This window comes from Ramlibacter montanisoli, assembly GCF_013087525.1.
In the GTDB taxonomy this organism is placed as follows: Bacteria; Pseudomonadota; Gammaproteobacteria; order Burkholderiales; family Burkholderiaceae_C; genus Ramlibacter; species Ramlibacter montanisoli.
The window spans coordinates 3,925,776-3,951,268 of record NZ_JABFCS010000001.1; the positions used below are offsets into that span (position 1 = coordinate 3,925,776).

Genomic DNA, 25,493 nt, shown 5'->3' on the forward strand with positions numbered 1-25,493 from the left:
CGCTGCGCCCGCTGCACCGAAAAGCCGGCCGCCGCAAGGTGGGCCGGCTTTCTTTTTTCGCGCCCACCCCTTGACGGCGCGCCGCGCTTTTGCAACAAAACGTTCTAGCTGCGTGAGAAAGTGGCTTGTGGCTCCCAGGGGCGTCTGCTACCGTCGCCGCAGGAGTCCGGCCCCTCTCGCGGCGGTTGGGAAGGCATCGCTGTGGATTTGCACAGCTTCGGTCGGCGGGCACGCCGAACAAGGGGCGGGAAGTGAGCTCATCGTCATCCGCGAGGCGCGGAAAGTTCTGGCGCAGCGACTGGTTCGTGGGCGTGCTGGTCGTGCTGGCCGTGGTCGTCCTGTACCAGTCCACCGACTTCATCGGCACGCTGGAGCGCCGCTTCTACGACTACGCCAGCACCGCCACCGCGCGCAAGCCCTCCGACCGCATCGCGATCATCGCCATCGACGACCAGAGCATCGCCAACATCGGCCGCTGGCCCTGGCCGCGCGACGTGCACGCCGAACTGATCGACAAGCTGGGCGCGGCCAAGGCCAAGACGATCGTCCACACCGCCTTCTTCTTCGAACCGCAGACCGACCGCGGGCTCACGCACATCCGCAAGATCAAGGAAGCGCTCGGCGACCCCGCGGGCAACCCCGCGGTGGAGAACGCCAGCAGGCTGATCGCCGAGGCGGAGCAGGCACTGGACACCGACGGCAAGCTCGCCGCCAGCATGGCCAAGGCCGGCAACGTGCTCACGCCCAGCGTGTTCGGCCTGGGCGAGCCCCTGGGCAAGCCGGACAAGCCGCTCACCGCCGCGGCCCTGAAAAGCGCGCTGGACGACGGCAATGCCTTCTCGCTGGCCAGCGTGACGGCGCAGCAGCCGATCGACACCATCGGCAATGCCGCGGCCGGCATCGGCCACCTGAACCAGCTGGTGGACGTCGACGGCGCGGTGCGCTACGAGCCCATGCTGGTGAACTACTACGGCAAGGCGATGCCCTCGCTGGCGCTGCTGGCGGCGGCCAAGAGCCTGAACCTGAGTCCCGCCGACATCAAGCTCAATGTCGGCGAGTCGGTGCAGCTGGGCAAGCTCAAGGTCCGCACCGACGACGTCGCGCGCATGCTGCCGCAGTTCTACCCGCCGCGCGAAGGCAAGCCCGCCTTCCCGGTCGACTCCTTCTACGACGTGCTCACGGGCAAGATCCCGGCGAGCAAGTACGCCGACAAGATCGTGCTGGTGGGCGCCACCGCCGCCGGCGTCGGCACGCCCTTCCCCGCGCCGGGCGGACAGAACCTGGCGCCGGTGGAACTGATCGCGCACATCACCTCCAGCATCCTGGGCGAGCACTTCGTGGTGCAGCCCACCTGGGCGCTGCTCGCCTCGCTGGGCGCCTTCCTGCTGGTGGCCGGCTACCTGATCGCGCTGCTGCCGCGCCTGTCGGCCGGCATGGGCGGCGCGCTCACCGCCATCCTGTTCGTCACCCTGCTCGGCACCGAGTTCGGCCTGCTGTCCGGCGGGTCCGTGTGGGTGCAGCTGGTGTACCCCGCGACCCTGCTGCTGATCGGGCACATCGCGCTGACCACCAAGCGCTTCCTGGTGACCGAGGCGGGCAAGGTGAAGGCCGACGAGGAGTCCGCCGAGACCAACCGCATGATGGGCCTGGCGCTGCAGGGCCAGGGCCAGCTGGACATGGCCTTCGACCGCTTCCAGCGCGTGCCCATGGGCGACGAGCTGATGGCCAACCTGTACAACCTGGCGCTGGACTTCGAGCGCAAGCGCCAGTTCAACAAGGCCGAGGCGGTGTACGAGCACATGGCCCGCTACAACCGCAAGTACAAGGACCTGGAAGCCAAGCTGAATCGCGCCAAGAACCTGTCGGAAACCGTGATCCTCGGGGGCGGCGGGACCCACCCGGGCGGCACCATGCTGCTCGATGGCGGCGCCGTGGAAAAGCCGATGCTGGGCCGCTACCAGGTGGAAAAGGAACTGGGCAAGGGCGCCATGGGCGTGGTCTACCTGGGCAAGGACCCGAAGATCGGCCGCGTGGTGGCGATCAAGACGATGGCGCTGTCGCAGGAGTTCGAGGGCGACGAGCTGAACGACGCCCGCGAGCGCTTCTTCCGGGAAGCGGAGACGGCGGGTCGCCTGCAGCACCAGAACATCGTCACCATCTTCGACGCCGGCGAGGAGCACGACCTGGCCTACATCGCCATGGAGTTCCTCAAGGGCCGCGACCTGGCGGACTACTGCAAGGACGGCAACCTGCTGCCGGTGCCCAGGGTGCTGTCGATCGTGGCGCGCGTGGCGGAGGCGCTGGCCTATGCGCACCGCCAGAACGTGGTGCACCGCGACATCAAGCCGGCCAACATCATGTACGAGCTGGACTCGGACACCGTGAAGGTCACCGACTTCGGCATCGCCCGCATCACCGATTCCAGCAAGACCAAGACCGGCCTGGTGCTGGGCACCCCCAGCTTCATGTCGCCCGAGCAGATCGCCGGCCGCAAGATCGACGGCCGCTCCGACCTGTATTCGCTGGGCGTCATGCTGTACCAGATGCTCACCGGCGTGCTGCCCTTCCGCGGCGAGTCGATGGCGGAGCTGATGTACAAGATCGCCAACGAGGACGCGCCCGACCCGCGCGTCGCCCGCCGCGACCTGCCCGAGCGGCTGGCGCAGGTGGTGGCCCGCTCGCTGGCCAAGAAGCCCGACCTGCGCTATGCCGACGGCGACGAGTTCGCCCGCGACCTGCGCGCGGTCGCCGCCGCCCTGAGCGGCGAGCCCGCCACGGTGCCGGTTGCCGCCAGTCGCGGACCGGCGGCAGGCGCTGGCGCGGACGACGACCGCACCGTCGCCTTCCGCGCCGGCGAGCCCCGGCGGACGCCGGCAAGACCACAGTGATGGCGGCAGGCAACGCTTTCTCATCAACAATGCCGCCGGAAGCCGTGCCCGGCTATGATCCGGTCCAGAACGACGGGCTGGCGCCGGGGGCGCAGTTCGAGAAAACCACCGTGATGAACAAGTCCGGGGCACCGGAGAGGCCCCAGGCCGGCGGCGGGAAGACCGGCCAGGAGCCCTGACCCGCGAACTATGAACTACGAGTTTTGCATCCGCACGGACCCCGGTCTTGCGCGCGAAAACAACGAGGATTCCGTCACTGTCGATGAACCGACCCGCCTCGGCATCCTGGCGGACGGAATGGGAGGCTACAACGCCGGCGAAGTCGCCAGCGGCATGGCCACGACCTTCATCAAGTCGGAACTGGGACGCTGGCTCGCGCAGGCGGGCCGGCATGCCAACGCGCGCGAGGTGCGCCGGGCGATGGAGATCTGCGTCGACAACGCGAACCGCTCGATCTTCAACGCCGCCAATTCCAACCCGCAGTACAGCGGCATGGGCACCACGCTGGTGGTGGGCGTGTTCCAGGACGGCCGCCTCATGCTGGGGCACATCGGCGACTCGCGCTGTTATCGCCTGCGCAACAACCAGCTCGAACAGATCACGAAAGACCACTCCCTGTTGCAGGAGCAGATGGATGCCGGCCTGATCACCCCGGAGCAGGCGGCCACTTCCACCAACAAGAACCTGGTGACGCGTGCCCTGGGCGTCGAGGACGCCGTGCTGCTGGAAGTCAACGAACACAAGGTCGATCCCGGCGACCTCTATCTGATGTGCTCCGATGGGCTCTCGGATATGCTGGACGACGAAGCCATCGCGCAGATCCTCGCGGGCGATGCGTCGCTGGAACAGAAATCGGTGCAACTGGTCGACGCGGCCAACGCGAACGGCGGGCGCGACAACATTTCGGTGCTGCTGGCACAGGCCAACAGCGGCTCCAAGAAACGCGGATTGATCTCGCGCTGGCTGGGGCAATGACCCGGACGGTTTTGGCGGTAAAGAGAATTGATTGATTAGGAGTCGACCATGCCGAAAATGATCGTTTCGATCGACGGTGTCGTCATCAAGGAAGTGCAGTTGACGAAGGACCGGACGACGCTGGGGCGCCGTCCGTACAACGACATCGTCATCGACAACCTCGCGGTCTCGGGCGAGCACGCCGTGCTGCTGCTTGACCGGCAACGAGGTCTTCCTGGAAGACCTGAACTCCACCAACGGCACCTACGTCAACGGCAAGGCCGTGAAGAAGCAGTTGTTGCAGAACAACGACACGGTGGAAATCGGCAAGTACAAGATCAAGTTCATCAACGAGGCGCCGGGCGCGACCTTCGAGAAGACCATGATCATCAAGCCGGGCATGGTTCCGCCCATGCCCAAGCCGGCCGCTCCCGTCGGCAACGCGCCCGCTGGCGCTTCCGCCACCGCCACGGCCGCCCGCCCCGCCACCACCCCGGCGACCGGCACCGCCACGGCGGACGCGCACGCGAGCGCCAGCATCAAGGTCCTGTCCGGCGCCGCCGCCGGCCGCGAGGTGCCCCTGGTCAAGGTGGTCACCACCATCGGCAAGCCCGGCGTGGCCGTGGCCGCGATCACCAAGCGTTCGCAGGGCTTCGTGGTCGCCCATGTCGAAGGCTCGAACAAGCCCACCCTCAACGGCGCCGCCATCGGCTCCGAGCCGGTGGCGCTGAAGAACGGCGACATGCTGGAACTCGCGGGCACGCAGATGCAGTTCCTGATGGCCGGCTGAACGCCCGTCGCCGCGCATCCTCCTGCCCATGGGGTTGCTCGCCCGGCACTGGTCCCGCATCGCGATCACGCTGGTTCCTCTGGTGTTCGCGCTGCTGCACGCCATGGGCGTGCTGCCGATCGGCGTCCTGCAGCGCCTCGACGCCATCATCTACGACGCGCGCCTGCGCGCGACCATGCCCAAGACGATCGACCCCAAGGTCGTGATCGTCGACATCGACGAGAAGAGCCTGGCCGAGGTCGGCCGCTGGCCCTGGGGGCGCAACCGGCTGGCCGGCATGGTGGACGAACTGTTCGACCGGCAGAAGGTCGCCATCGTCGGCTTCGACGTGGTGTTCGCCGAGCCCGATGACAGCTCGGGCCTCAAGCGCCTGCGCGAGATGGCGCAGTCCGAACTGAAGGACGCCGCCGGTTTCCAGGAGCGCCTCACGCAGCTGCAGTCCAGCCTGGACTACGACGCGGCGTTCGCCCGCTCGCTGGAAGGGCGCCCGGTGGTCCTGGGCTACTACCTCACCTCCGACCGCGACGGCCGCAAGAGCGGCGCGCTGCCGGCGCCGGTGATGACGCGCGAGGCGCTGCAGGGACGGCCGATCGCCTTCACCAGCTGGGACGGCTACGGCGCCAACCTGCCGCAGCTGGCCAAGGCGGCGCCGGCCGGCGGCTACTTCAACTCGATCACCGACGGCGACGGCGTGGTGCGCTCGATCCCGCTGGTGGCCGAACACGCGGGCGCCTACTACGAGTCGCTGGCGCTGGCCATGTTCCGCATGCTGATCGGCCAGCCGACGGTGGAGCCCGGCTTCCCGCGCGACCGCTTCGTGGGCCGCAGCTACATGGGGCTGGAAAGCATCGTCCTGAAGCAGGGGACCCGCCGGCTCGCGATCCCGGTCGATGCGCGGGTGGCGACGCTGGTTCCGTTCCGCGGTCCGGGCGGCGCCACCGGCGGCTCCTTCCAGTACGTGTCCGCCTCCGACCTGACCGGCAAGCGGCTGCCGGAGGGGTCGCTGAAGGACAAGATCGTGCTGGTGGGCACCACCGCGCCCGGCCTGCTGGACCTGCGCGTCACGCCGGTGGGCGAGACCTATCCCGGCGTGGAGACCCATGCCAACGTGATCTCCGGCCTGATGGACGGCAGGATGTTCGTCAAGCCGGACTACGCCGTCGGCTACGAAGTGGTGATCCTGCTGGTCTCCGGGCTGGCGCTCGCCTTCCTGCTGCCGCTGCTGTCGGCGACGGTGGCAGTGCTGGTGAGCGTCGGCGTCGTCGCGCTGCTGTTCGCGCTGAACTACTGGCTGTTCATGGCGCACGGCCTGGTGATGCCGCTGGCGTCGGCGCTCGTGATGGCGGGCACCGCCTTCGCCCTGAACATGAGCTACGGCTACTTCGTCGAGAGCCGCAGCAAGCGCGAACTCGCCAACCTGTTCGGCACCTACGTGCCGCCGGAGCTGGTCGACGAGATGGTGAAGGACCCGGACAGCTACAGCATGAAGGCCGCCAGCAAGGAGCTGACGGTGATGTTCTGCGACATGCGCGGCTTCACCAACCTGTCGGAGAAGATGGAGCCGACGCAGCTGCAGGAACTGCTCAACGCGGTGTTCAGCCGGCTCACCGGCATCATCCGCGCCAACCGCGGCACCATCGACAAGTACATGGGCGACTGCGTCATGGCCTTCTGGGGCGCGCCGGTGGAGATGGCCGACCATGCACCGTTGGCGGTGAAGACCGCGCGCGAGATGTCGCAGGCGGTGCACGAGATCAACCGGGAGCACCAGGCCAAGGGCATCCCGCCCATCGGCGTGGGCATCGGCCTGAACACCGGCACCATGTGCGTGGGCGACATGGGCTCCGACATCCGCCGCAGCTACACCGTGATCGGCGACGCGGTGAACCTCGGTTCGCGCCTGGAGGGCCTGTCCAAGGTCTACGGGGTGGACATCGTGGTGAGCGAGACGGCCCGCAAGCAGGCACCCGACTTCGCCTGGCAGGAACTGGACCGGGTGCGGGTCAAGGGCAAGGAGCAGGCGGTCGGCATCTTCCATCCCGTCGCCCCGGCCCAGGGGCTGGACAAGCAGGCGGCGGAGGAGCTTCGCACCTGGGCCGCCTTCCTCAAGTCCTACCGTGCCCAGGACTGGGACCAATGCGACCTGCAGCTGCTGAATCTGCAGCGTCTGGGCGCCAAAAAATACCTTTACGAGCTGTACTCCGAACGTGTAGCCTCGATGAGGTTGCTGCCTTTCGACCCGGGCTGGGACGGCGCGACCAATTTCGAGACGAAATAAAGGGGCGCTGCCAAATGAGGGTGCGGGTGCTGGGCTGTTCCGGCGCGATCGCGAAGGACTGCCGGACCACGTCCTTCCTGATCGACGGCGACGTGCTGGTGGATGCCGGCACCGGCGTCGGCGACCTCTCCCTCGACGAGATGGGCGGTATCCGCCACGTGCTGCTCACGCACTCCCACCTGGACCACGTCGCGGCACTGCCGCTGATGGTCGACTCCATCGCCTCGCAGCTGAACGAACCGATCCACGTCCACGCGCTGCCGGGAACGCTGGCCGCCCTCAAGACGCACATCTCTTCAACAACGTGATCTGGCCGGACTTCAGCCGGATCCCCTCGCCGCAATCGCCCTTCGTCGCCTTCCACGAAGTGCAGGTGGGCCAGGTGCTGCAACTGGCCGGCAAGACCATCGAGGTGCTGCCCGCGGTGCACACGGTGCCGGCCTGCGGCTACGCGGTGTCGGCGGGCAAGGGCTGCTGGGTCTTCACCGGCGACACCGAACGCAACCCCGCCTTCTGGCGGCGCATCAACCAGCTCGAGGTCGCGGCGCTGGTGATCGAGACGGCCTTCAGCAACCGCGAGAAGGACCTCGCCCGGCGCAGCCTGCACCTGTCGCCGCAGGCGCTGGCCGAGGAGCTCGATTGCATCGACAAGAGCAGGCACTTCCCGATCTACATCACGCACACCAAGCCGGCGGAGACCGAATTGATCATGACGGAGATCCAGCGCTTCGACCAGACGCAGCCCTTCGGACCCGACGTGAGCCATGACATCCGCTGGCTGCGCGCCGGCCAGGAATTCAGATTGTGAGCGCGGTGATGAAGCAGCGGGACAGCGAGCAGGAGTTCCTCAGTTCGCAGCAGTTGCCGCCGGACAAGCGCGGCATCTCCTTCGAGGCGCTGTTCTTCCGCCAGCTGCAGGCGGTGAGCACGCGCATCCACGCCACCGAGAACATCGACGAGATCATGCTCGAGGCGTCGCAGGACATCTGCAAGCTGTTCAACGCCGACCGGCTGACGCTGTACGCGGTGAGCCAGGACCGCACGGCCATCGTCTCCAAGGTCAAGACCGGCCTGAACACCAGCCGCGACCTCAAGCTTCCGATCAGCACGCAGTCCATCGCCGGCTACGTCGCGCATTCGAAGGAGCTGGTGAACATCCCCGACGTCTACGACGACGAGGCGCTCAAGCGGATCCACCCGAGCCTCACCTTCCTCAAGGAGGTGGACAAGCGTTCGGGCTACCGCACCAAGCAGATGCTGGTGGTGCCCATCCTGGACGGCCAGGTGCTGCACGGCGTGCTGCAGGTCATCAACAACAAGAGCGACATGCCCTTCGGCGACCTCGAGGTCGAGGGCGCCACGCAGTTGTGCAAGACGCTGGCCACCGCCATCCACCAGCGCGTGCAGAAGGAGCAGGAAGGCGCGCGCCGCAAGGCCACCAAGTACGACGGCCTGATCGCCGACGGCGTGCTCACCCAGGAGGAACTGCAGCGCGCGGTGCGCAAGGCGCGCGAGGACGCCGTCCCGGTGGAGCAGGTGCTGGTGGACGAGTTCTCGATCCGCCCGGCGCAGATCGGCCCCTCGCTGGCGAAGTTCTTCGGCGTGCCCTACGAGGCGTCCAACCCCGGCCGCATCCGCGTGGATGCGCTGCAGGGCGCGCTCAAGCCCGAGTTCGTGATGGAGCAGGGCTGGATCCCGCTGGAGGAAGGCCCGGAAGGCCTGGTGGTGGTGTGCCTGGACCCCGAGGCCGTGCGCAACTCGCGCATCGTGCCGCAGGTGTTCCCGCGCATCTCGAAGTTCGCCTGGCGGGTCACGACGCAGACCGATTTCAACCAGACGCTCAACCAGCTGTGGGGGCGCAGGACAGCGGCCAGTCGGTCGAGGAACTGCTGGCCGACCTGAGCTCGCCGCTGGACGACGAAGGCGGCGAGGAGGGCGGCTCGCTGGAATCGGCCGCCGCCGACAACGAGCTGGTGAAGTTCGTCAACAAGGTCATCATCGACGCCCACCACCAGCGGGCCTCGGACATCCACATCGAGCCGCTGCCCGGCAAGCTCAAGACCGGGATCCGCTTCCGCATCGACGGCAGCCTGGTGCCCTACGTGGAGGTGCCCGCGCACTTCCGCCAGGCGATGGTCACGCGCCTGAAGATCATGTGCGACCTCGACATCTCCGAGAAGCGCAAGCCGCAGGACGGCAAGATCAAGTTCAAGAAGTTCGGGCCGCTGGACATCGAGCTGCGCGTGGCCACGATCCCGTCCGCCGGCGCGGTGGAGGACGTCGTGATGCGGATCCTGGCCGCCGGCGAGCCGATCCCGCTGGAGAAGCTGGGCCTGACCGACCACAACCGCGCCGCGCTGGAGAAGACGGTCACCAAGCCCTACGGCCTGTTCTACGTGTGCGGCCCCACCGGCTCTGGCAAGACGACCACCCTGCACTCGATCCTGAAGTTCCTGAACAACTCGGAAACCAAGATCTGGACCGCCGAGGATCCGGTCGAGATCACCCAGCGCGGCCTGCGCCAGGTGCAGGTGAACAAGAAGGCCGGCATCGACTTCGCGATGGTGATGCGCGCCTTCCTGCGGGCCGACCCGGACATCATCATGGTGGGCGAGTCGCGCGACAAGGAGACGGTCAGCATGGGCATCGAGGCCTCGCTCACCGGCCACCTGGTGTTCTCCACGCTGCACACGAACTCCGCCCCCGAGTCGATCACGCGCCTGCTGGACATGGGCATGGACCCGTTCAACTTCGCCGACGCGCTGCTGGGCATCCTGGCGCAGCGCCTGGCCAAGCGGCTGTGCGACTGCAAGCAGCACTACACGCCCTCGCACGAGGAACTGCGCAGCTTCATCACCGAGTACGCGCTGGACCTGAAGAACACCGAAGCCTGGAAGCAGGACCCGGGCGGCGAGGCGCAGAAGCTGTTCGAGACCTGGAGCGAGCGCTACGGCCACGACGGGCAGATCCGCTTCTACCGCGCCGCCGGCTGCGACAAGTGCAACAAGACCGGCTACAAGGGCCGGGTCGGCCTGCACGAGCTGCTGGTGGCCGACGACGAGATCAAGCGCCTGGTGCAGGAGCGCGCGCGCGTCAACGACGTCTTCGTGGCGGCCGTCGCCGGCGGCATGCGCACGCTGAAGATGGACGGCATGGAGAAGGTCATGATGGGCCTGACCGACCTGAAGCAGGTTCGGTCGGTTTGCATCCGCTGACTTGACGTATTTGTCACCCCGGCCGACAAGGCTTGTCGGCGAACGGTCCTGAACCGGGCTGGAAGCGCCAAAACACCGGAAACCGGGGTGGCACGGCGCTTGCACTACCTCCTCGCTTCTTCATTAACAAACCTGGAGGTATTCATGAAGCGTCAACTTCAACAGGGCTTCACCCTGATTGAACTGATGATCGTGGTGGCGATCATCGGTATCCTGGCCGCCGTGGCCCTGCCCGCGTATCAGGACTACACGAAGCGCGCCAAGATGTCCGAGGTGATCCTCGCGGCGTCCGCCTGCCGCACGACCGTCACCGAGGTGTACCAGTCCGGTACGTCCACCACGATGACCGCCAACTCGTGGGGCTGCGAAGCGACGACCACGCAACCGTCGAAGTACGTCCGTTTCATTCTGACGAACGCCAACGGCGCGATCACCGTGATCCCGACTGCCATTGCCCAGGACGTGGATGGCACGACCGTGACGCTGGTTCCGACCTCCTCTGGCGGCACCAACGCGATGACCTACACGAACCAGGCCCAGACCATTTTCCAGTGGGTTTGCGGCAACACCACGCTGGGCACCACGACGCCCTCGAAGTTCCTGCCCGGCTCCTGCCGCGGCTGATCCACCATGTGGATGGAAAAAGGGGCCGCGAGGCCCCCTTTTTTTCGCAGGTTCGGCGCAGGTCGCCATGCAGGAGGAGCCGGGCTCGTCCCGTACACTTCCCGGCGTGGAGTTGACGATCCTGATGCCCTGCCTGAACGAGGCGAAGACGGTGGGACAGTGCGTGCGCGCCGCCGTCGATTACCTGCAGCGTTCCGGAACCAGCGGTGAGGTGGTCGTCGCCGACAACGGCTCCACCGACGGATCCCGGGAGATCGCCGAGGCGGCGGGGGCGCGCGTCGTCGCGGTTCCGCAGCGTGGCTACGGCGCGGCGCTCCTCGGCGGCATCGCCGCCGCGCAGGGCCGGTACGTGATCATGGGCGACGCCGACTGCAGCTACGACTTCACCAGCCTCGACGGCTTCGTCGAGCGCCTGCGCTCCGGCGCGCCACTCGTGATGGGCAACCGCTTCCGCGGCGGCATCGAGGACGGCGCCATGCCGTTCCTGCACCGCTACCTGGGCAATCCCGTCCTCAGTTTCATCGGCCGCCTGTTCTTCCGCACCGACATCGGCGACTTCCATTGCGGCATCCGTGGCTTCCACCGCGACTCCGTGGCGGCCCTGGGCCTGGTGAGCACCGGAATGGAGTTCGCCAGCGAGATGGTGGCCAAGGCGGCCCTCGCCGGCTTCCCGATCGCGGAGGTCCCGACCCGGCTGCGTCCCGACGGGCGCGATCGCCCGCCGCACCTCCGCACCTGGCGCGACGGCTGGCGCCATCTGAAATTCCTGCTGCTGTTCTGCCCGCGCTGGCTGTTTCTCTATCCCGGCGGGCTGCTGTTGCTCGGCGGTCTGCTCGGCCTGGGGGCACTGCAGCAGCCCTGGGCGCCCGAAGGCGGGCACGAGCTGCGGATCCATTCCATGCTGTACATGGCCGGCGCCATGGTCCTGGGGGTGCAGTTGCTGCAACTCGCCGTGCTGACGAAGTGGGTGGGCGTGCTCTCGGGCATCGTGCCCCCGCCTGCGTGGTTGCGGCGGGCGGAGCGCTTCCTGAGCATCGAAGTCGGGCTCGTCGCGGGCATCGGCCTGGTCCTGGCGGGGCTGGTCTGGTCCGTCGGCCTCGTGCAGCGCTGGGGGGCGCGGGCTTCGGACCCCTGCCTCCGACCGAGGGCATGCGGGCTGCCATTCCCGCCATCACCCTGATGATCGTGGGCATGCAGGCAGTCGCCGGGACGCTGTTCGCCGGCGCCATCGAACTGGCCTGGCGCACGGCGCGGCAGAAGCGCGATGCGTGAGGCTGGCGGGCACCCGGCAGCGGCATGGCTGCTGCAGCGCGAGGCCTGGGTGGTATGCCTGGCGGGCGCAGCGATCTTCGCGGCCATTCCGCTCTGGCTGGGGTACATGGGCATCAGCTGGGACGCACTGAACCACCACATCTACCTCGGGTGGACGGCAGAACAACCGCGCTTCGACCGGGACTTCGTCGCTGCCGCCTACCAGTCGTACCAGTTCCCGTACCTGTACTGGCCGTTCTACAAGCTCGCCATGGCGGGCGTGAGCGGGGCCACTGCCGGAGCCGTGCTCGCTCTGCTGCACGCCACCGCGATCCCCGCGGTGTGGATGATCGCCCGCAGCTGCATCCCGGGCGAGGACCTGTTCGCCGCCGGCATGCGCTTGCTCGCGGTCCTGCTTGCATTTCTCACGGGCGCGGTGCTTTCGCTGTTCGACGCCACTTCGAACGACCTCATGGCGGCGATCCCGCTGCTCTGGGCATATGCGTTCGCGCTGCGGCCGCTCGCCGTGGCGGATGCGTCTGCCCTGCGCTGCGCACTGGTCTCGGGGGCCTTCGCCGGCATGGCAGTCGCCTTCAAGCTCAGCAATGGCTTTCTCGTCGTGGTGCTGCCGCTCCTCTGGACTTGGCCGGCAGGCACCGTGTCGGCCCGGCTGGTCCGCTGCGTTGCCGCGGGGCTGCCTGCTGGCGGCCCTGGTGCTGTGCTATGGCTACTGGGGCTGGCAACTCTGGTCCCACTTCGGCAACCCGATCTATCCCATGTACGACGAGGCGTTCGGGCCCGTGCGCGAGCTGCTGGAGTGGCGGCCATGACGCGCTTCCAGCCGGACACCCTGCTCCAGGCGCTGCTGCGCTTCTTCGACATGGTCGCGCCGGACGCCAACATTTACCTTGAGATCCCGGCCCCGGACCTGCGATTCGCGGCGATCGCGGTGCTGGCCTTGGTGGCGGCGCTGCTGTGGCGCAAGCTCCCGCCGCAGCGCAACGCGGTCTTCGCGCTGCTCGCGACGCTGCTGCTGTCGACGGCGCTGTGGCTCGCGACCACGGGCAACGGCCGCTACTTCATGGCCATGCTGGTGTGCGCGGGTCCGCTGGCGATCGCGCTGATCTGCCTGCTGCCCGTCACGCGCGGGTTCAAGGCGCTGCTGGCGCTGCTGCTGGTGGCGGGTCAACTGTTCGTCGTGGCGCAGCAGCCCCCGTGGGGCAGCTGGTCGATGCTGCAGTGGAGAACCGGCCCCTACTTCGCCGTGGATCTCGGGCCCGAGCAGGTCCGCGCGCCGGCGACGACGTATGCGAGCCTCTCCCTGCTCACGTACTCCCTGATCGCGCCGCAGTTCCCGCCGGAGTCCCGCTGGATCAATCTCTACACCAGCGGGGAGGACCAGCGCACCGACGCCTTCCTGCGCCGGGCGGTGATGCAGGGCCCGGTCCGGCTGCTCGCGCCTTCGATGGCGTGGGCCAGCGAGAAGGATGGGCGTCCGACGCCCGAGATGGTCAAGGCGCTGGACAAGCTGGCCGCGCGGCGCAACCTGCGCATAGCCGGCAGCTGCGATTTCATCAACTCCCCGGGTCTCGTGCAGATGGCGGAAAGCCTCGGCAAGGACGAGGCGACGCGTCTCGGGTTCTGGACCTGCCCGGTCGCCTACCAGGCCGGACTGGCGCAGGAAGTGCAGCCGGCCGCTGCACCCAGGGAGGTGCTGCAGGTATTCGCCAAGCTCGGCGAGCTGTGCCCGCGCTTCTTCCCGCCCGGTGAGACGAGCCTGCGCCGCCTGCATGACGGCTGGTTCCGCGCTTATCCCCACTCCCAGACCAAGTTGTACGTCCTGGACAACGGAGAGGTCTGGTACCACTTCTGGCGTGCCCTCAACCCGGTGATGGTGGGCAAGGCGGCGGACCTGGTTGCGGGCGAGGTGCAGATCGACTGCCTCGGTGTTCGCAACGATGGAGCCTGGCGCACGGGGGCGAAGTGAGCGCCCCGGGGATCGGTGCACCCCCGCCGTGAGCGCGGTGGTCGTCAACTGGAACGGCTGGCGGGACACCGCGTTGTGCCTCACGAGCCTGCTCGCGCAGGAGGACGCCGACCTGCGCATCGTGGTCTGCGACAACGCTTCGGGTGACGATTCGGTGGTGCAACTGCGCACATGGATCGCGGACCGGCCGGGCGCGGAGCAGGAGCGACTTCACCTGTTGCCGCTCGAGCGCAATCGAGGCTACGCCGGCGGGCTGAACGCCGGCATCCGCTGGGCGCAGGCGCATTGGCCCGCCGCGCTCTTCTGGCTCCTGAACAACGACCTGCACGCGGAACCGGCCGCCCTGCGCGAACTGGTCGCCGCGCGCGCACGCGTGCCCTCGGCGGGACTTTGCGGCTCGGTGCTGCTGGAATGGAACGAGCCCTCCCGGGTGCAGGCGGTCGGCGGCCGCTACCGCAAGTGGCTGGGGGTGGGGTGGCACGAGAAGACGCCGGTCGAGGCACCGGACGACGTTTGCCTGACGATGGACTATCCCGTGGGCGCCTCGCTGCTGGTCGGGAGAGACTATCTCGAACGCGTCGGGCCGATGGAGGAAAGCTACTTCCTCTACGGCGAGGAAGTGGATTGGGTCGAACGTGGCCGGCGCCTGGGATACGTCCCGGTGGTGGCCCTGCGCAGCCGGCTGCGCCACAAGGAAGGTGCCAGCCCGGCTCCATGGGAGGCGTGCGCCGCAAGTCCCTGCTGTCGGAGCGCTATGGCGTGGTGAACCGGCTGCGGGTCACGCGCAAGTTCTGGCCCTGGCTGCTGCCGGTGGTGTGGTCCAGCCTGCTGCTGGTGGCGCTCGATCGCATGGTGCACGGCGAGTGGGCCCGCGCGCTGCTGGTGTTGCGCCTGATGTTCTCGCCGCGCCAATGGAGCGCATGATCGCGGCGGCGCGGGTCAGGCCGACGCCTGGGGCTCCCGGCGGGCCCAGATGATCGACTCGAAACCGTAGAGCGCCCAGGTGGCGCTGCCGGGCACGTTGCGCGAAGCCAGGCGTCCCAGGGGCTCGAACAGCAGGCCGATCGCGAACAGCAGCCCGGGGCGGTAGCGCTGGCAGGTCAGATCCGTGGCGAGGCCGCATTCGCCCAGCTTCCCCAGCACGGAGGACCAGGATGGCACCTCCCGATGCGTCGGGTCGTCGAAGAAGTTCAAGGTGCCCCGGCGGCTCGGAAACTTCACGCTTGCCTCGCAGGGAAAGGCAAGGTAAAGGCGTCCGCCTGGCCGCAGTGCCCGCGCCATCGCCTGCAGCACCGCCTGCGGATCGAGGCAATGTTCCAGGTTGTGGGACGACACCACCGCGTCCATCTGCCCCTCGTAGCGATCGAGCGCGCCCGCGAACTGATCGGGAGGAACGACGACGTACGAATCCGCGTAGTCGATCGACGCGCCCTGCTGGTTGTAGTCGCCGACGTCGAGCCCGTGGTAGACCAGGTCGGGCCGCAGGATCTTCGCGTCGCGCGGCGAGTTGTTGCCGCAGCCCACGTCCAGCACCCGCGCTCCTTGCGGCAGGGACTGCAGGAAGGCCAGCTTGCCGCGTGCCCGCAGTCGCGTGACGAGCGCATGACGCAGGCGGGTGGCGAGAGGACGGGGCAGGCTCATTCGCCGATTATGCTTGGCCAGTCCGCGGCTTCGCATGTCGTTCGGGCCGGTGCGAGAGGTATGTCACACCGTGCTGTGCCGCAGGATGTCCTCCAGCGTCATCCGTTCGAAGAACTCCCCCTTGGGCACGCGCCCGAAGCGCTCGTAATCGGGATCGTGCATGGGCTCCGCCTTCCACACCCACCGCGCACCCGGCGGGCACTTGCGCAGCGGGTGGGTGGGACCGAAGATGCCCAGCACGTTGGCGTTGACGGCGGCCGCCATGTGCATCAGACCCGTGTCCGTGGTGTACACCGCCTCCGCCTGGGCCAGCACGCCCCAGGACTGCGGCAGGCTGGTCGTGCCGCACAGGTTGATCGCGCCGTAGGCGGCGAAGGGCTCGTAGTAGGCGCGCTCCGAGCGCGAGCCGAGGAAGACCACCTGCCGCCGGCTCGCGAGATGTGCCACCAGCCCCTCGAACAGCGGTCGCGGCAACTGGCGCACGTCGGAGGTCTCGCCCGGGTTGTTGCCGCCCGCGTTGATCGCCACCACGTAGGGGCCAGGCACCGCGTAGGGCACGGCAGGCGGCAGCTCCAGGCGGCGGTCCGCGCGGTCCACCGGCAGGCCGGCGGCCTCCAGCAGGTCCAGGTAGTAGTCGACGTCGGTGCGCAGCGCGCCGAAGGGGACGCTCGCGGTGTTCGGCCAGCCTTCGATCGCGCGCCGGCGGTAGCCGATGCGGCGCGGCGCGCCCGCCAGCCAGGCCAGCCAGGTGAAGATCCAGTGCTTGTCCAGCACGTAGATCACGTCGTAGCCGCGCAGCTTGGCGCGGATGTCGCGCAGCCGCGCCGCGTGTGCGCCGAACAGGATGCCGTCGTCGAAGTCGATGACGCGATCCAGGTGCGGATTGCCTTCGAGCACCGCGCGGAAGGAGCGGCCCACGAGGTAGTCGATCTGCGCTCCGGGCAGCTGGCGGCGCAGCTGCCGCACCAGCGGCGTGGTCATCACCACGTCCCCCAGCGCGCCTATCTTCCACAGCAGCACCTTCATCCGCGCCCCTTCCTCGTCGCGGGACTATAACCAAGCGCTGGGTTAGCATCTCGCCCGATGCCCGCACCGCCCGACTCCCTGCAAGCCGCCCGCGTGCACTTCGTGCACGAATGGCTCACCGACTGGGGCGGCTCCGAGGACGTCACGCGCGCCATGCTGCGCGCGGTGCCGGGGCAGGCGCTGCACGCCACCATCGACTTCCTCAGCCCGCAGAATCGCGCGAAGTTCGGCGAAGTCCCGGTGCGCACCACCTTCCTGCAGAAGGCCCCCGGCATCCGCAAGCACTTCTCCCACTACCTGCCGCTGACGCCGCTGGCGGTCGAGACCCACGACCTGCGCGACGCGCAGGTAATCGTCTCCAGCTCGCACGCGGTGGCCAAGGGCGTGCTCACCAGCGCCGAACAGCTGCACGTGAGCTACGTGCATTCGCCCATGCGCTACGCCTGGGACTTGCACCACGAGTACCTGGACGACTACGGACTGTCGCGGGGCGTGAAGGGGCTGCTGGCGCGCTACCTGTTCCACCGCCTGCGCAACTGGGACCGGCAGACCGCGAACAACGTCGACCTGTTCCTGGCCAACTCGCGGCACGTGCAGCGGCGCATCTGGCGCACCTACCGGCGCCTCGCGCGCGTGCTCTACCCGCCGGTGCAGGTGGGCCGCTTCCGCTTCGAGCCGCGCAAGGGCGACCACTACGTGACGGTCTCGCGCCTGGTCTCCTACAAGCGCATCGACCTGCTGCTGGAAGCCTTCCGCGCCATGCCGCAGCGCAAGCTGGTGGTGATCGGCGACGGCCCCGAGGCGCCGCGGCTGCGGGCGATGTGCCCGCCCAACGTGGAGATGCTGGGGTTCCAGTCCGACGAGGCGGTGCAGCAGCACCTGGGCGGCGCGCGCGCCTTCCTGTTTGCCGCGCACGAGGACTTCGGCATCTCGCCGGTGGAGGCGCAGGCCTGCGGCACGCCGGTGATCGCCTACGGCGTCGGCGGCTCGCGCGAGACGGTGCGCGATCTGCGCAGCGAAGCCCGCCCCACCGGCCTGCTGTTCGACGCGCAGACACCGGCCAGCCTGCAGGCCGCGGTGGAAGCCTTCGACGCGGCGAACATCGATCCGCACGATTGCCGCCGCTGGGCCGAAGGCTTCGACGAACCGGTGTTCCAGGCCAGCTTCCGCGCCATCCTGGAGCAGGCCTGGGCGGCCTGGTGCCGCGATCCCTGCTCGGTCGAGGCCGGCGCCGGCGTGCCGGCCGGCCTCGAAGCCCCTCCCCGCCCCCTGCAAGCCTGAAGCGCGTGAAGCTCCCCGTCGTCCCCCCGCGCGCGGCGCGCTCGCCTTCGTGCTCGCCGCCATCCCCTGGCTCAATCCCTTGTCCACCGGGCCTTCGCCCGCGGTCACGCCCTGGCTGGCCGCCGCGGCCTGCGCCCTGCTGCTGTGGCTGCTCGCACTCGCCGGTCCCCGGCCGCCGCGCCTGCCGCGCGCGCTGCTCTGGAGCTGCGTGGCCCTGGTCGCCTGGGCCGTCGTCTCGCAACTCACGCTGCGGCCGGAAACGGTGATGCTCGCCGCCGGCCTCGCGCTGATCGTCCTGGCGGCCGGCTTCGCGCAGGACGAGGGCCTGGCGCAGGCGCTGCAGGCGGGCGTGCTCGCCGCGGCGGCGGTGAGCGCCCTCATCGGCCTGTGCCAGTACTTCGGCATCGCCGCCTGGTTCAGCCCGTGGATGAACGCGGCCGAAGCGGGCGAGGCGTACGCGAACCTGCGGCAGCCGAACCAGTACGCCAGCCTGTGCTGGATCGGCGGCGCGATCCTGCTGTTCGGGACGGTGCGCGTGCCGCGCCGGGCCTCTTTCGCGCTGGTGGTGCTGCTCGCCGCCGGCAGCGCGGCCTCGGTGTCGCGCACGGGCATGCTGCAGGGGCTGGTGCTCACCGTGCTGTCCGCCTGGTGGGCCGGGCCGCAGCGGCGCCAGCGGCTGGTGCTGTGCGCGGTGGCGGCCCTCGCCTACTTCGCGGCCACCGTGCTGCTGCCGATCCTGCTGGAAGCCCTGAACGGGCGATGCCCGCGCGCACGCTCTGGGGCCGCCTGGGTGGCGGCCAGCCTTGCAGCAGCCGGATCGTGCTCTGGTCCAACGTGCTGCAGCTGGTCGCGCTGCATCCGCTGACCGGCTGGGGCTGGGGCGAACTCGATTACGCGCACTTCGACACCCTGTACGCCGGCGGCACCGGTGCCCGCTTCTGCGACATCCTGGACAACGCGCACAACCTGCCGCTGCACCTGGCCGTTGAACTCGGCCTGCCGGCCGCCCTGCTCGTTTGCGGCGCGAGCGCGTTGTGGGCCTGGCGGCAGCAGCCCTGGCGCGAGTCCGATTCCCTGCGCCAGCTGGCCTGGGCGGTGCTGGCGCTGGTGCTGCTGCACAGCCTGCTCGAATACCCGCTCTGGTACGCCCCCTTCCAGATCGTGTCCGGCGCCGCGCTGGGCTGGTTGCTGCGGCCGGAGGCCGGGGAGGACACGGCGCCCGCCGCGCGCGTGCCGGGTGCGATCGCCGCCGTGCTGCTGCTCGGGGCCACCGGCTACGCCGCCTGGGACTACACGCGCGTGAGCCAGATCTACCTGCCGCCGGAGCAGCGGCGCGCCCGCTGGAGCGAGGACACGCTGGACCACGTGCGCCGCTCCTGGCTGTTCGCCGGCCAGGCGCGTTTCGCCGACCTCACGCTGGTGAATCCGCAGCGCGACAACGCGCAGTGGATGCACGAGCTGTCGCGCCGGGTGCTGCACTATTCGCCGGAGCCGCGCGTGATCGAACGCGCGATCGAGAGCGCCACCTACCTCGGGCAAGTCGACGAAGCGGTGCTGATGCTGGCGCGCTACCGCGCGGCCTTTCCGCGCGAATACGAAGCGTGGCGGCAGGCGCAGCGCATGCCGCTGCAGTTCGGCCGCTAGGGGGCGACGTAGCTGCCCGACTTGCCGCCGTGCTTTTCCAGCAGCCGCACTTCGGTGATGGTCATGCCGCGATCCACGGCCTTGCACATGTCATAAACGGTGAGCAGTGCAACGTTGACCGCGGTGAGCGCCTCCATCTCCACGCCCGTGGGGCCGACGGTTTCGACGGTGGCCGTGCAGACCACCGCCGCCGGTCCCGCGCCCTGGGCCTCCTCGAGCTCGAAATCGAGCGCCACGCGGGTCAGCGCCAGCGGATGGCACAGGGGAATCAGGTCGCTGGTCTTCTTGGCCGCCTGGATGCCGGCGATCCGGGCGATCCCGAGCACATCGCCCTTCTTTACGTTGCCGTCACGAATGATGGCGAAGGTAGCCGCTAGCATTTCGATGCGGCCGCGGGCCACGGCGACGCGGTGCGTTGCCGCCTTGGCGGCAACGTCTACCATGTGCGCCTGACCTTGCTTGTCGAAATGGGTAAGACCGCTCATGCAACAACCCTCTGTTTCCCTTGACCATCATACGGCCAGCTTCGACTGGCGCGCCCGGGCGCGCGCGGCGGGCATCCACCTGGCCCTGAGCGCCGTGGTGGCGGTGCTGGCCGGCCTGCTGGTGTTCGCGCTCTGGTATCCCTATCCCTACCGCGAGATCTCGGGCGGCCGCGAGCTGTTCCTGCTGGTGGTGGCGGTGGACGTGGTGCTGGGGCCGCTGCTGACCTTCGCGGTCTTCAACCGGGCCAAGCCCGAACTGCGGCGGGACCTGGCCGTGATCGTGGCGCTGCAGCTCGCGGGCCTGGCCTACGGGCTGTGGACGGTGCAGCTGGCCCGGCCGGTGCACATGGTGTTCGAGTACGACCGCTTCCGCGTGGTGCACCGGGTCGACATCCCCGCCGAGCTGGAGCCCCTGGCGCCGGCCGGGCTCGAAGTCGCGCCCTGGGGGCGCCGACGCTGCTCGCGCTGCGCCCCTTCCGCAGCCCGCAGGAAGACACGGAGATGACCCTGGCCGCGCTGCAGGGGCTGCACCTGTCGGCGCGGCCTGAGCTGTGGCAGTCCTACGCCACCGGTCGCGAGGCCATCCTGCGCGCGGCCAAGCCGGTCACGGAGCTGAAGAGCCGCTTCCCGCAACGCGCCGCCGAGATCGACGCGGCCCTGCGCAACACGGGACGCGACGCCACGCAAGTCGCATACTTGCCCCTGATCGCGCGCAAAGCGGAGGCCTGGACGGTCCTGCTGGACGCGAAGACCGCCGAAGTCCTCGGCTACCTCCCGGTGGATTCGTTTTGAAGCTTCCTTCCTTCCCGCGCGGCCGGCTGCTGGCGGCCGCACTCGCATGCAGCATCGCGCTGGGCACGCCCGCGCGCGCGCAGTTGCCGGCGATGGGCGAAGGCGGGGAGATGAACGTGGCCGCGGAGCGCAAGCTGGGCGAGCGCATCGCGCGCGAGCTGTACCGCGATCCCGACTACATCGACGACCCGGTGCTGGTGGAATACATCCAGGGCATCTGGCAGCCGCTGCTGGCCGGGGGCGCGCGCGCGGCGAGCTCACCGGCGACATCGACCAGCGTTTCGCCTGGCAGGTGCTGCTTGGCAAGGACCGCAGCATCAATGCCTTCGCGCTGCCCGGAGGCTGGCTGGGCCTGCACCTGGGGCTGGTGAGCGTGACGGCCAACCGCGACGAGCTGGCCTCGGTGCTGGCGCACGAACTGAGCCACGTGACGCAGCGCCACATCTCGCGCCTGGTCACCGCGCAGAGCCAGCAGACGCCGTGGATGATGGCGGCGATCCTGCTGGGCGCGCTGGCGGTCAGCCGCAACCCGCAGGCCGGTGGCGCGATCATCAGCGGCACCTCCGCGCTGGCCGCGCAGCAGCAGCTGAATTTCTCGCGCGACATGGAGCGCGAGGCCGACCGCATCGGCCTGGGCGTGATGGAGGCCGCGGGCTTCGAGCCGCAGGGCTTCGTCACCATGTTCGAGAAGCTGCAGCAGGCGCACCGCCTGAACGACACCGGGGCCTTCCCCTACCTGCGCACGCACCCGATGAACACCGAACGCGCGGCCGACATCCAGTCGCGCCAGCAGCTCTCGGGACGCGGTCCGGCGCAGGCCACGATCGAACACTCGCTCGCATCGGGCCGCGCGAGGGTGTTCGCCAACCCCGGGGTGGACACGCTGCGCGGCATGCTCACCGAGGTCGACAGCAGCAGCTTCGCGGCGCAGCCGAAGGCGCGCCAGGCGGGGGCGCTCTATGCCGCCGCCTTCGCCGCCGCGCGCCTGCGCGAGCCGGCCAACGTGACGCGCATGCTCGCGCGCCTGGACACCGCGGTCGCCGGCGACGCCACCGGCCAGCGGCTCGCGCGCCTGCTCGCCGCCGAGATCGCGCTCGGCCAGGGCGACGCGGCCCGCGCGCTGAAACTGGTGGACATGGAAAGCCGGCGCCGCCCCGACGTGCTGATCGGATCGCAGGCGCAGATCCGCCTCGGCCAAGCGGGCGAGGTTGCCCAGCGCCTGCAGACCTGGGTGGCGAGCCAGCCGCGCGACGCGGCGGCCTGGCAGCTGCTCGCGGCCGCCTACACGGCGCAAGGCCAGGGCGTGCGCGCCGTGCGCGCGGAAGCGGTCGTCGCGGGTGGCGCAGCTCGATTACACGGCGGCGCTCGATCGCTTCAAGGCGGCGCAGGACATGGTGCGCCGGGGCGCGGGCGACCACATCGAGGCGTCGATCATCGACACCCGTGCGCGCCAGGTGGAATCACTTCTTCGCGAACAGGCGCTCGAGCGCTGACTCGATCACCACGCTCAGCGCGGTGTAAATCAGGGAGCCGACCAGGGCGGCGAGGAAGTTGCGCACCGCGAAGCCATCCAGCAGCGCGGCGGCCGCCCAGAACATCACGGCGTTGATCACGAACAGGAACAGGCCGAGGGTGAGCACGGTCACCGGCAGCGTCAACACCACGAGCACCGGCCGCACGATCGTGTTGAGCAATCCCAGCACCAGCGCGGCGAGCATCGCGGCCCCGAAGGAGGGCACCTGCACGCCGCTGTACACATAGGCCACGAACAGCAGCGCGGACGCACTGAGCAGCCACTTCGCGATGAGCTTCAGCATGGGCGCGGAGCATAGCACCGCGCCGGCAGGCTCCTAGTCGCAGGCGAGCAGCAGGGCGGCGCTCATTCCGAGCAGCGAACCGGGCTTGAAGCGGCGCTCGTCGGGTGCGCCGTCGTCGCTGCGGGGGCGACGCGCATCGAGCACGCGCACCGTGCCGTGTTCCGCCATGAGGGCGCGCGTGAGTTCCGGCAGCGGGCCTCGGGCCAGCACCGGGGTGACCGCGTCACCCCGCGCGCGCAGCGGCGGCACCATCTGGTCGAACACCTTGTCGGCCCACTTGGCCCGCCAGTTCTCGCGCGCCGAGTGGCTCACCCACTTGCTGATGCGGTGCGTCATGCGCGGCGCGCAGGCCACCAGCACCCAGTGCGTGGGCTCCCCGTCCACGCCCGGCATGCGCTGCCGGGCGTAGGCCGGGTCGTCCAGGTACACGATCACCTTGTTCATGCGGCCTCCTGCGGTGCCGCCCGGGGATCAGGCGGCGTCGGACTGGCGCGGCCCGCGGGTGGCGAGCCAGCCCGCCCCGAGCACGCCGGCGACGCACACAGCATACAAACTCCAGCGCGCGATTGCACTCGGGTCGAACACGCCGCGCAGCAGGGGTTCGCTGACGATCATCTTGGCGGCGGTGAAGGCCAGGACGGCGGCACCGAGCTGGATGATGATGGGGAAGCGCTCCACCAGCTTCAGCACCAGCTTGCTGCCGAACACCACGATCGGGATGCTGACCAGCAGGCCGATGACCACCAGGTCGAAGGAGCCGTGGGCCGCGCCGGCCACGCCCAGCACGTTGTCGATGCCCATGAGCGCGTCGGCGATCACGATGGTCTTCATGGCGCCCCAGAAGGTGGTGGCCATCGGGCCGTGTTCGTCGTTGCCACCGTCGTCCGCGACCAGGCGGTAGGCGATCCACAGGAGGGCCGCGCCGCCGATGCCCATGAGGCCCGGGATCTTCAGCAGCCACACCACGCCGACCGTCATGGCGGAACGCACCACGATGGCCCCGCCGGTGCCCCAGATGATCGCCTTGTTCTTCAGGTGCGGCGGCAGGTTGCGGGCGGCCAGGGCGATCACGATGGCGTTGTCGCCGGCGAGCACCAGGTCGATGAGGATGATGGCCAGCAATGCGGACCACCAGGCGGCAGACATGAATTCCATGCGAATAGCTCCGAAACAAGACACATTCTGCCCGCAGCGGGGTGGGATCGGAGTGCGCGGAAGGGGCGCGGAATGCTTCGATCCGGACCCGCCGGGGCCCGATCGAAGGTCTTGCTCGGCCGCACCGCTGTACAGTGGGCCCGGCGCGCCGGAAGCCTTGTGCTCCGTATTGACGACGCGCCGACATGGGAGCTACTCCCCTTCGCTGCTGAAATTAGACCACAGGGGGCCGATTCACGCAGCAGTACTAACGCGTATCATGCCTCTCCGCTGTCCTACGCCGCAGTACCCACCCGCCATGGCTGGCATCCACATCACAGACATCGAAGCCGCCATCAACTTCTGGCGCGGCCGCAAGCCGTCCCCGGACGGCGTGACGCTCGCGCCCGAGCTGAAGGCGCTGGCCGAGGTGTACGCGCTGATGGTGTTCCATCGCGAGGACGAGGCGGACGAGTCCGGCTTCCCGCCCGCCGCCTACGCCGCCTGGAAGGCCTGGTACGACACCCAGCCCGACACCCCTGCATCGCGATCTGCTCGACCAGCCAGGGCGATGCGGAGTGCAAGGGCTGCGGCCGCAGCTTCGACGAGGTGCAGCACTGGCCCGAGCTGAGCCCGGCGCAGAAACGCCAGGTGTGGCGGCGCATCACGCTGCTGGGCGACGCCTGGCGCTTCAACCGCTATGCGGAACGCGCGGCCGGCGCCTCGGCCGAGCCCCGCTGATGCGGCGGCTGGTGCAGGCGCCCAATCTCGCGATCGGCTCGCTCTGGGTCGACATGCTGTGCCAGGCCGGGATCGCGGCCAGCCTGCAGCGCCAGTTCCTCTCCAGCGCCGCCGGCGAACTGCCGCCCGACCAGTGCCTGCCGGAGGTCTGGATCAGCGACGACGGGCAGCTGGAGCAAGCGCGGCGGCTGCTCGACCAGCTGCTCAGCGTGCCGCAGCGACGGTGGAACTGCATTTGCGGGGAACTGGTCGAGGGTGGCTTCGAGTCGTGCTGGAGCTGCGGCAGGCCAATGCCCTAGCTGGGGTTCGCTTCGCTCACCACCAGCCTGCGAGAAGCCGCCGGGTAGGCTGGCGGTGAGCGCCAGCGAACCCCAGCTGGCTATTTCCAGCGCAGCGGCTCCACGTCCACGTGCCGCACCTGGTCGCCGAGCATCAGCGCCCCCTCCTGCACCGTCGCCTGCAGCTGCATGGAACGCTGCGCCAGCGCCGCCAGCTGCTGCGAGGCTTCCGCCGGCACGCGCCAGACCTGCAGGTTGGACAGGCGCGTGAGCTTGGTCTCCACGCCGCGCCACCAGACCTCGGCCGCATGGTGGAAGCAGTACACCGCCACCTGGTCGGCCTGCCGGCAGGCCTTGGCCATGGCCACTTCGTCGGGCTGGCCCACCTCGATCCAGCGGCGGGTGAGGCCGGTGAAGTCGCGCAGCCAGACGTCCGGCTCGTCCGGGTCGCTCAGGCCCTTGCCGAAGGCCAGGGTGCCGTCGCCGCCGCAGACGGTCTGCAGTTCGTGCGCGTGGAAGGCCAGCGCCGCCAGCCGCACCATCATGCGTTCGTCGGTCTCGCTGGGATGGCGCGCCAGGGTGAGCGCGTGGTCGGCGTAGTAGGCGTGGTCGATGTCGGCCACGGCGAGCTGCGCCTTGAAGACGGTGGATTTGAGGGCCAAGGGGA

The 25,493-nt window shown here is 69.1% G+C and carries 24 protein-coding genes and 5 pseudogenes; 22 read left to right on the forward strand and 7 right to left on the reverse strand.

Going from position 1 to position 25,493, the window contains the following annotated elements; translation table 11 throughout:
- Positions 1-251: 251 nt before the first annotated feature.
- From HK415_RS19435 to HK415_RS19490, 13 genes and pseudogenes are all read left to right on the forward strand, one after another.
- A complete protein-coding gene (locus HK415_RS19435) occupies positions 252-2,888 on the forward strand; it encodes a CHASE2 domain-containing serine/threonine-protein kinase (protein ID WP_171562127.1) in 2,637 nt (878 codons plus the stop codon).
- Positions 2,888-3,067 (forward strand): hypothetical protein, encoded by a 180-nt coding sequence (locus HK415_RS19440; protein ID WP_171562129.1) that lies wholly within the window; start codon positions 2,888-2,890, stop codon positions 3,065-3,067. The genes HK415_RS19435 and HK415_RS19440 overlap by 1 nt, the downstream gene beginning before the upstream one ends.
- Positions 3,068-3,077: 10 nt before the next feature.
- Positions 3,078-3,863, forward strand: a complete 786-nt coding sequence (locus HK415_RS19445) for a Stp1/IreP family PP2C-type Ser/Thr phosphatase (RefSeq protein WP_171562131.1) — start codon at positions 3,078-3,080, stop codon at positions 3,861-3,863.
- A gap of 48 nt (positions 3,864-3,911) precedes the next feature.
- A pseudogene (locus tag HK415_RS19450) lies at positions 3,912-4,632 on the forward strand (FHA domain-containing protein).
- A gap of 28 nt (positions 4,633-4,660) precedes the next feature.
- On the forward strand, positions 4,661-6,910 hold the full coding sequence (locus HK415_RS19455; RefSeq protein ID WP_171562133.1) for a CHASE2 domain-containing protein: 2,250 nt from the start codon (positions 4,661-4,663) through the stop codon (positions 6,908-6,910).
- Between the two features lie 14 nt (positions 6,911-6,924).
- Positions 6,925-7,718: pseudogene (locus HK415_RS19460) on the forward strand (3',5'-cyclic-nucleotide phosphodiesterase).
- Complete coding sequence (locus tag HK415_RS25545; protein ID WP_309246760.1) at positions 7,715-8,812, forward strand: GAF domain-containing protein; 1,098 nt, start codon at positions 7,715-7,717, stop codon at positions 8,810-8,812. Before HK415_RS19460 ends, HK415_RS25545 begins: the two are co-directional and overlap by 4 nt.
- Positions 8,761-10,125 (forward strand): GspE/PulE family protein, encoded by a 1,365-nt coding sequence (locus HK415_RS25550; protein ID WP_309246761.1) that lies wholly within the window; start codon positions 8,761-8,763, stop codon positions 10,123-10,125. The genes HK415_RS25545 and HK415_RS25550 overlap by 52 nt, the downstream gene beginning before the upstream one ends.
- A 144-nt stretch (positions 10,126-10,269) precedes the next feature.
- A complete protein-coding gene (locus HK415_RS19470; RefSeq protein ID WP_171562135.1) occupies positions 10,270-10,749 on the forward strand; it encodes a pilin in 480 nt (159 codons plus the stop codon).
- Positions 10,750-10,873: 124 nt separating this feature from the next.
- Positions 10,874-11,919: pseudogene (locus HK415_RS19475) on the forward strand (glycosyltransferase family 2 protein); the annotation flags it as partial.
- Positions 11,920-12,013: 94 nt separating this feature from the next.
- Positions 12,014-13,987 carry a hypothetical protein gene (locus HK415_RS19480; RefSeq protein ID WP_171562137.1) on the forward strand — a complete coding sequence of 658 codons (1,974 nt, stop codon included), beginning with the start codon at positions 12,014-12,016 and terminating at the stop codon, positions 13,985-13,987.
- 28 nt (positions 13,988-14,015) lie between these two features.
- Entirely contained in the window at positions 14,016-14,753 is a 738-nt protein-coding gene (locus HK415_RS19485) for a glycosyltransferase (protein WP_171562139.1), read from the forward strand.
- Entirely contained in the window at positions 14,711-14,911 is a 201-nt protein-coding gene (locus HK415_RS19490) for a hypothetical protein (RefSeq protein WP_171562141.1), read from the forward strand. The genes HK415_RS19485 and HK415_RS19490 overlap by 43 nt, the downstream gene beginning before the upstream one ends.
- Positions 14,912-14,926: 15 nt before the next feature.
- Here the strand turns inward: HK415_RS19490 and HK415_RS19495 are convergent, their stop codons facing one another.
- Together HK415_RS19495 and HK415_RS19500 are read right to left on the reverse strand one after the other, a co-directional pair.
- Entirely contained in the window at positions 14,927-15,628 is a 702-nt protein-coding gene (locus HK415_RS19495; protein ID WP_171562143.1) for a class I SAM-dependent methyltransferase, read from the reverse strand.
- A gap of 63 nt (positions 15,629-15,691) precedes the next feature.
- Positions 15,692-16,654 carry a glycosyltransferase family 9 protein gene (locus HK415_RS19500; RefSeq protein ID WP_171562144.1) on the reverse strand — a complete coding sequence of 321 codons (963 nt, stop codon included), beginning with the start codon at positions 16,652-16,654 and terminating at the stop codon, positions 15,692-15,694.
- 57 nt (positions 16,655-16,711) lie between these two features.
- Here HK415_RS19500 and HK415_RS19505 point away from each other — a divergent pair, with 57 nt between their 5' ends.
- Genes HK415_RS19505 through HK415_RS19515 form a run of 3 tightly spaced genes read left to right on the forward strand, consistent with a single transcriptional unit; the run spans position 16,712 to position 19,579 of the window.
- Complete coding sequence (locus HK415_RS19505) at positions 16,712-17,935, forward strand: glycosyltransferase (protein WP_171562146.1); 1,224 nt, start codon at positions 16,712-16,714, stop codon at positions 17,933-17,935.
- Between the two features lie 49 nt (positions 17,936-17,984).
- The gene (locus HK415_RS26590) at positions 17,985-18,800 is read left to right on the forward strand and encodes a pilin glycosylation ligase domain-containing protein (protein ID WP_171562148.1); all 816 of its coding nucleotides are present in this window, start codon (positions 17,985-17,987) and stop codon (positions 18,798-18,800) included.
- A complete protein-coding gene (locus HK415_RS19515; protein WP_171562150.1) occupies positions 18,755-19,579 on the forward strand; it encodes a PglL family O-oligosaccharyltransferase in 825 nt (274 codons plus the stop codon). The genes HK415_RS26590 and HK415_RS19515 overlap by 46 nt, the downstream gene beginning before the upstream one ends.
- On the opposite strand, the gene moaC is transcribed toward HK415_RS19515, so the two are convergent.
- Positions 19,576-20,064: a cyclic pyranopterin monophosphate synthase MoaC gene (moaC, locus tag HK415_RS19520; protein ID WP_171562152.1), complete on the reverse strand. Its 489-nt coding sequence runs from the start codon at positions 20,062-20,064 to the stop codon at positions 19,576-19,578. The two genes, HK415_RS19515 and moaC, sit on opposite strands and share 4 nt — an antisense overlap.
- Here moaC and HK415_RS26595 point away from each other — a divergent pair.
- From HK415_RS26595 to HK415_RS26610, 4 genes and pseudogenes are all read left to right on the forward strand, one after another.
- Positions 20,063-20,569: a hypothetical protein gene (locus HK415_RS26595; protein WP_309246762.1), complete on the forward strand. Its 507-nt coding sequence runs from the start codon at positions 20,063-20,065 to the stop codon at positions 20,567-20,569. The two genes, moaC and HK415_RS26595, sit on opposite strands and share 2 nt — an antisense overlap.
- Positions 20,566-20,856: a hypothetical protein gene (locus HK415_RS26600; protein WP_309246763.1), complete on the forward strand. Its 291-nt coding sequence runs from the start codon at positions 20,566-20,568 to the stop codon at positions 20,854-20,856. The genes HK415_RS26595 and HK415_RS26600 overlap by 4 nt, the downstream gene beginning before the upstream one ends.
- On the forward strand, positions 20,853-21,227 hold the full coding sequence (locus HK415_RS26605) for a hypothetical protein (protein ID WP_309246764.1): 375 nt from the start codon (positions 20,853-20,855) through the stop codon (positions 21,225-21,227). The genes HK415_RS26600 and HK415_RS26605 overlap by 4 nt, the downstream gene beginning before the upstream one ends.
- Positions 21,149-21,583 (forward strand): annotated as a pseudogene (locus tag HK415_RS26610) (M48 family metalloprotease); the annotation flags it as partial. The gene HK415_RS26605 and the pseudogene HK415_RS26610, both read left to right, overlap by 79 nt.
- 733 nt (positions 21,584-22,316) lie before the next feature.
- Here the strand turns inward: HK415_RS26610 and HK415_RS19535 are convergent.
- The 3 genes from HK415_RS19535 to HK415_RS19545 are packed head-to-tail and all read right to left on the reverse strand — an operon-like array spanning position 22,317 to position 23,828.
- Complete coding sequence (locus HK415_RS19535) at positions 22,317-22,673, reverse strand: phage holin family protein (RefSeq protein ID WP_171562154.1); 357 nt, start codon at positions 22,671-22,673, stop codon at positions 22,317-22,319.
- Positions 22,674-22,706: 33 nt separating this feature from the next.
- Positions 22,707-23,117, reverse strand: coding sequence for a hypothetical protein (locus HK415_RS19540; protein WP_171562156.1), 411 nt, complete (start codon positions 23,115-23,117; stop codon positions 22,707-22,709).
- Between the two features lie 27 nt (positions 23,118-23,144).
- Positions 23,145-23,828 carry a TerC family protein gene (locus HK415_RS19545; RefSeq protein WP_171562158.1) on the reverse strand — a complete coding sequence of 228 codons (684 nt, stop codon included), beginning with the start codon at positions 23,826-23,828 and terminating at the stop codon, positions 23,145-23,147.
- A gap of 298 nt (positions 23,829-24,126) precedes the next feature.
- Here HK415_RS19545 and HK415_RS19550 point away from each other — a divergent pair.
- Together HK415_RS19550 and HK415_RS19555 are read left to right on the forward strand one after the other, a co-directional pair.
- Positions 24,127-24,548: pseudogene (locus HK415_RS19550) on the forward strand (DUF3717 domain-containing protein).
- Positions 24,548-24,847: a putative signal transducing protein gene (locus HK415_RS19555; RefSeq protein WP_171562160.1), complete on the forward strand. Its 300-nt coding sequence runs from the start codon at positions 24,548-24,550 to the stop codon at positions 24,845-24,847. The pseudogene HK415_RS19550 and the gene HK415_RS19555 overlap by 1 nt, the downstream one beginning before the upstream one ends.
- An 80-nt stretch (positions 24,848-24,927) precedes the next feature.
- Here HK415_RS19555 and HK415_RS19560 read toward each other — a convergent pair whose 3' ends face one another.
- Positions 24,928-25,488 (reverse strand): YaeQ family protein, encoded by a 561-nt coding sequence (locus tag HK415_RS19560; RefSeq protein ID WP_171562162.1) that lies wholly within the window; start codon positions 25,486-25,488, stop codon positions 24,928-24,930.
- Between the last annotated feature and the right edge of the window lie 5 nt (positions 25,489-25,493).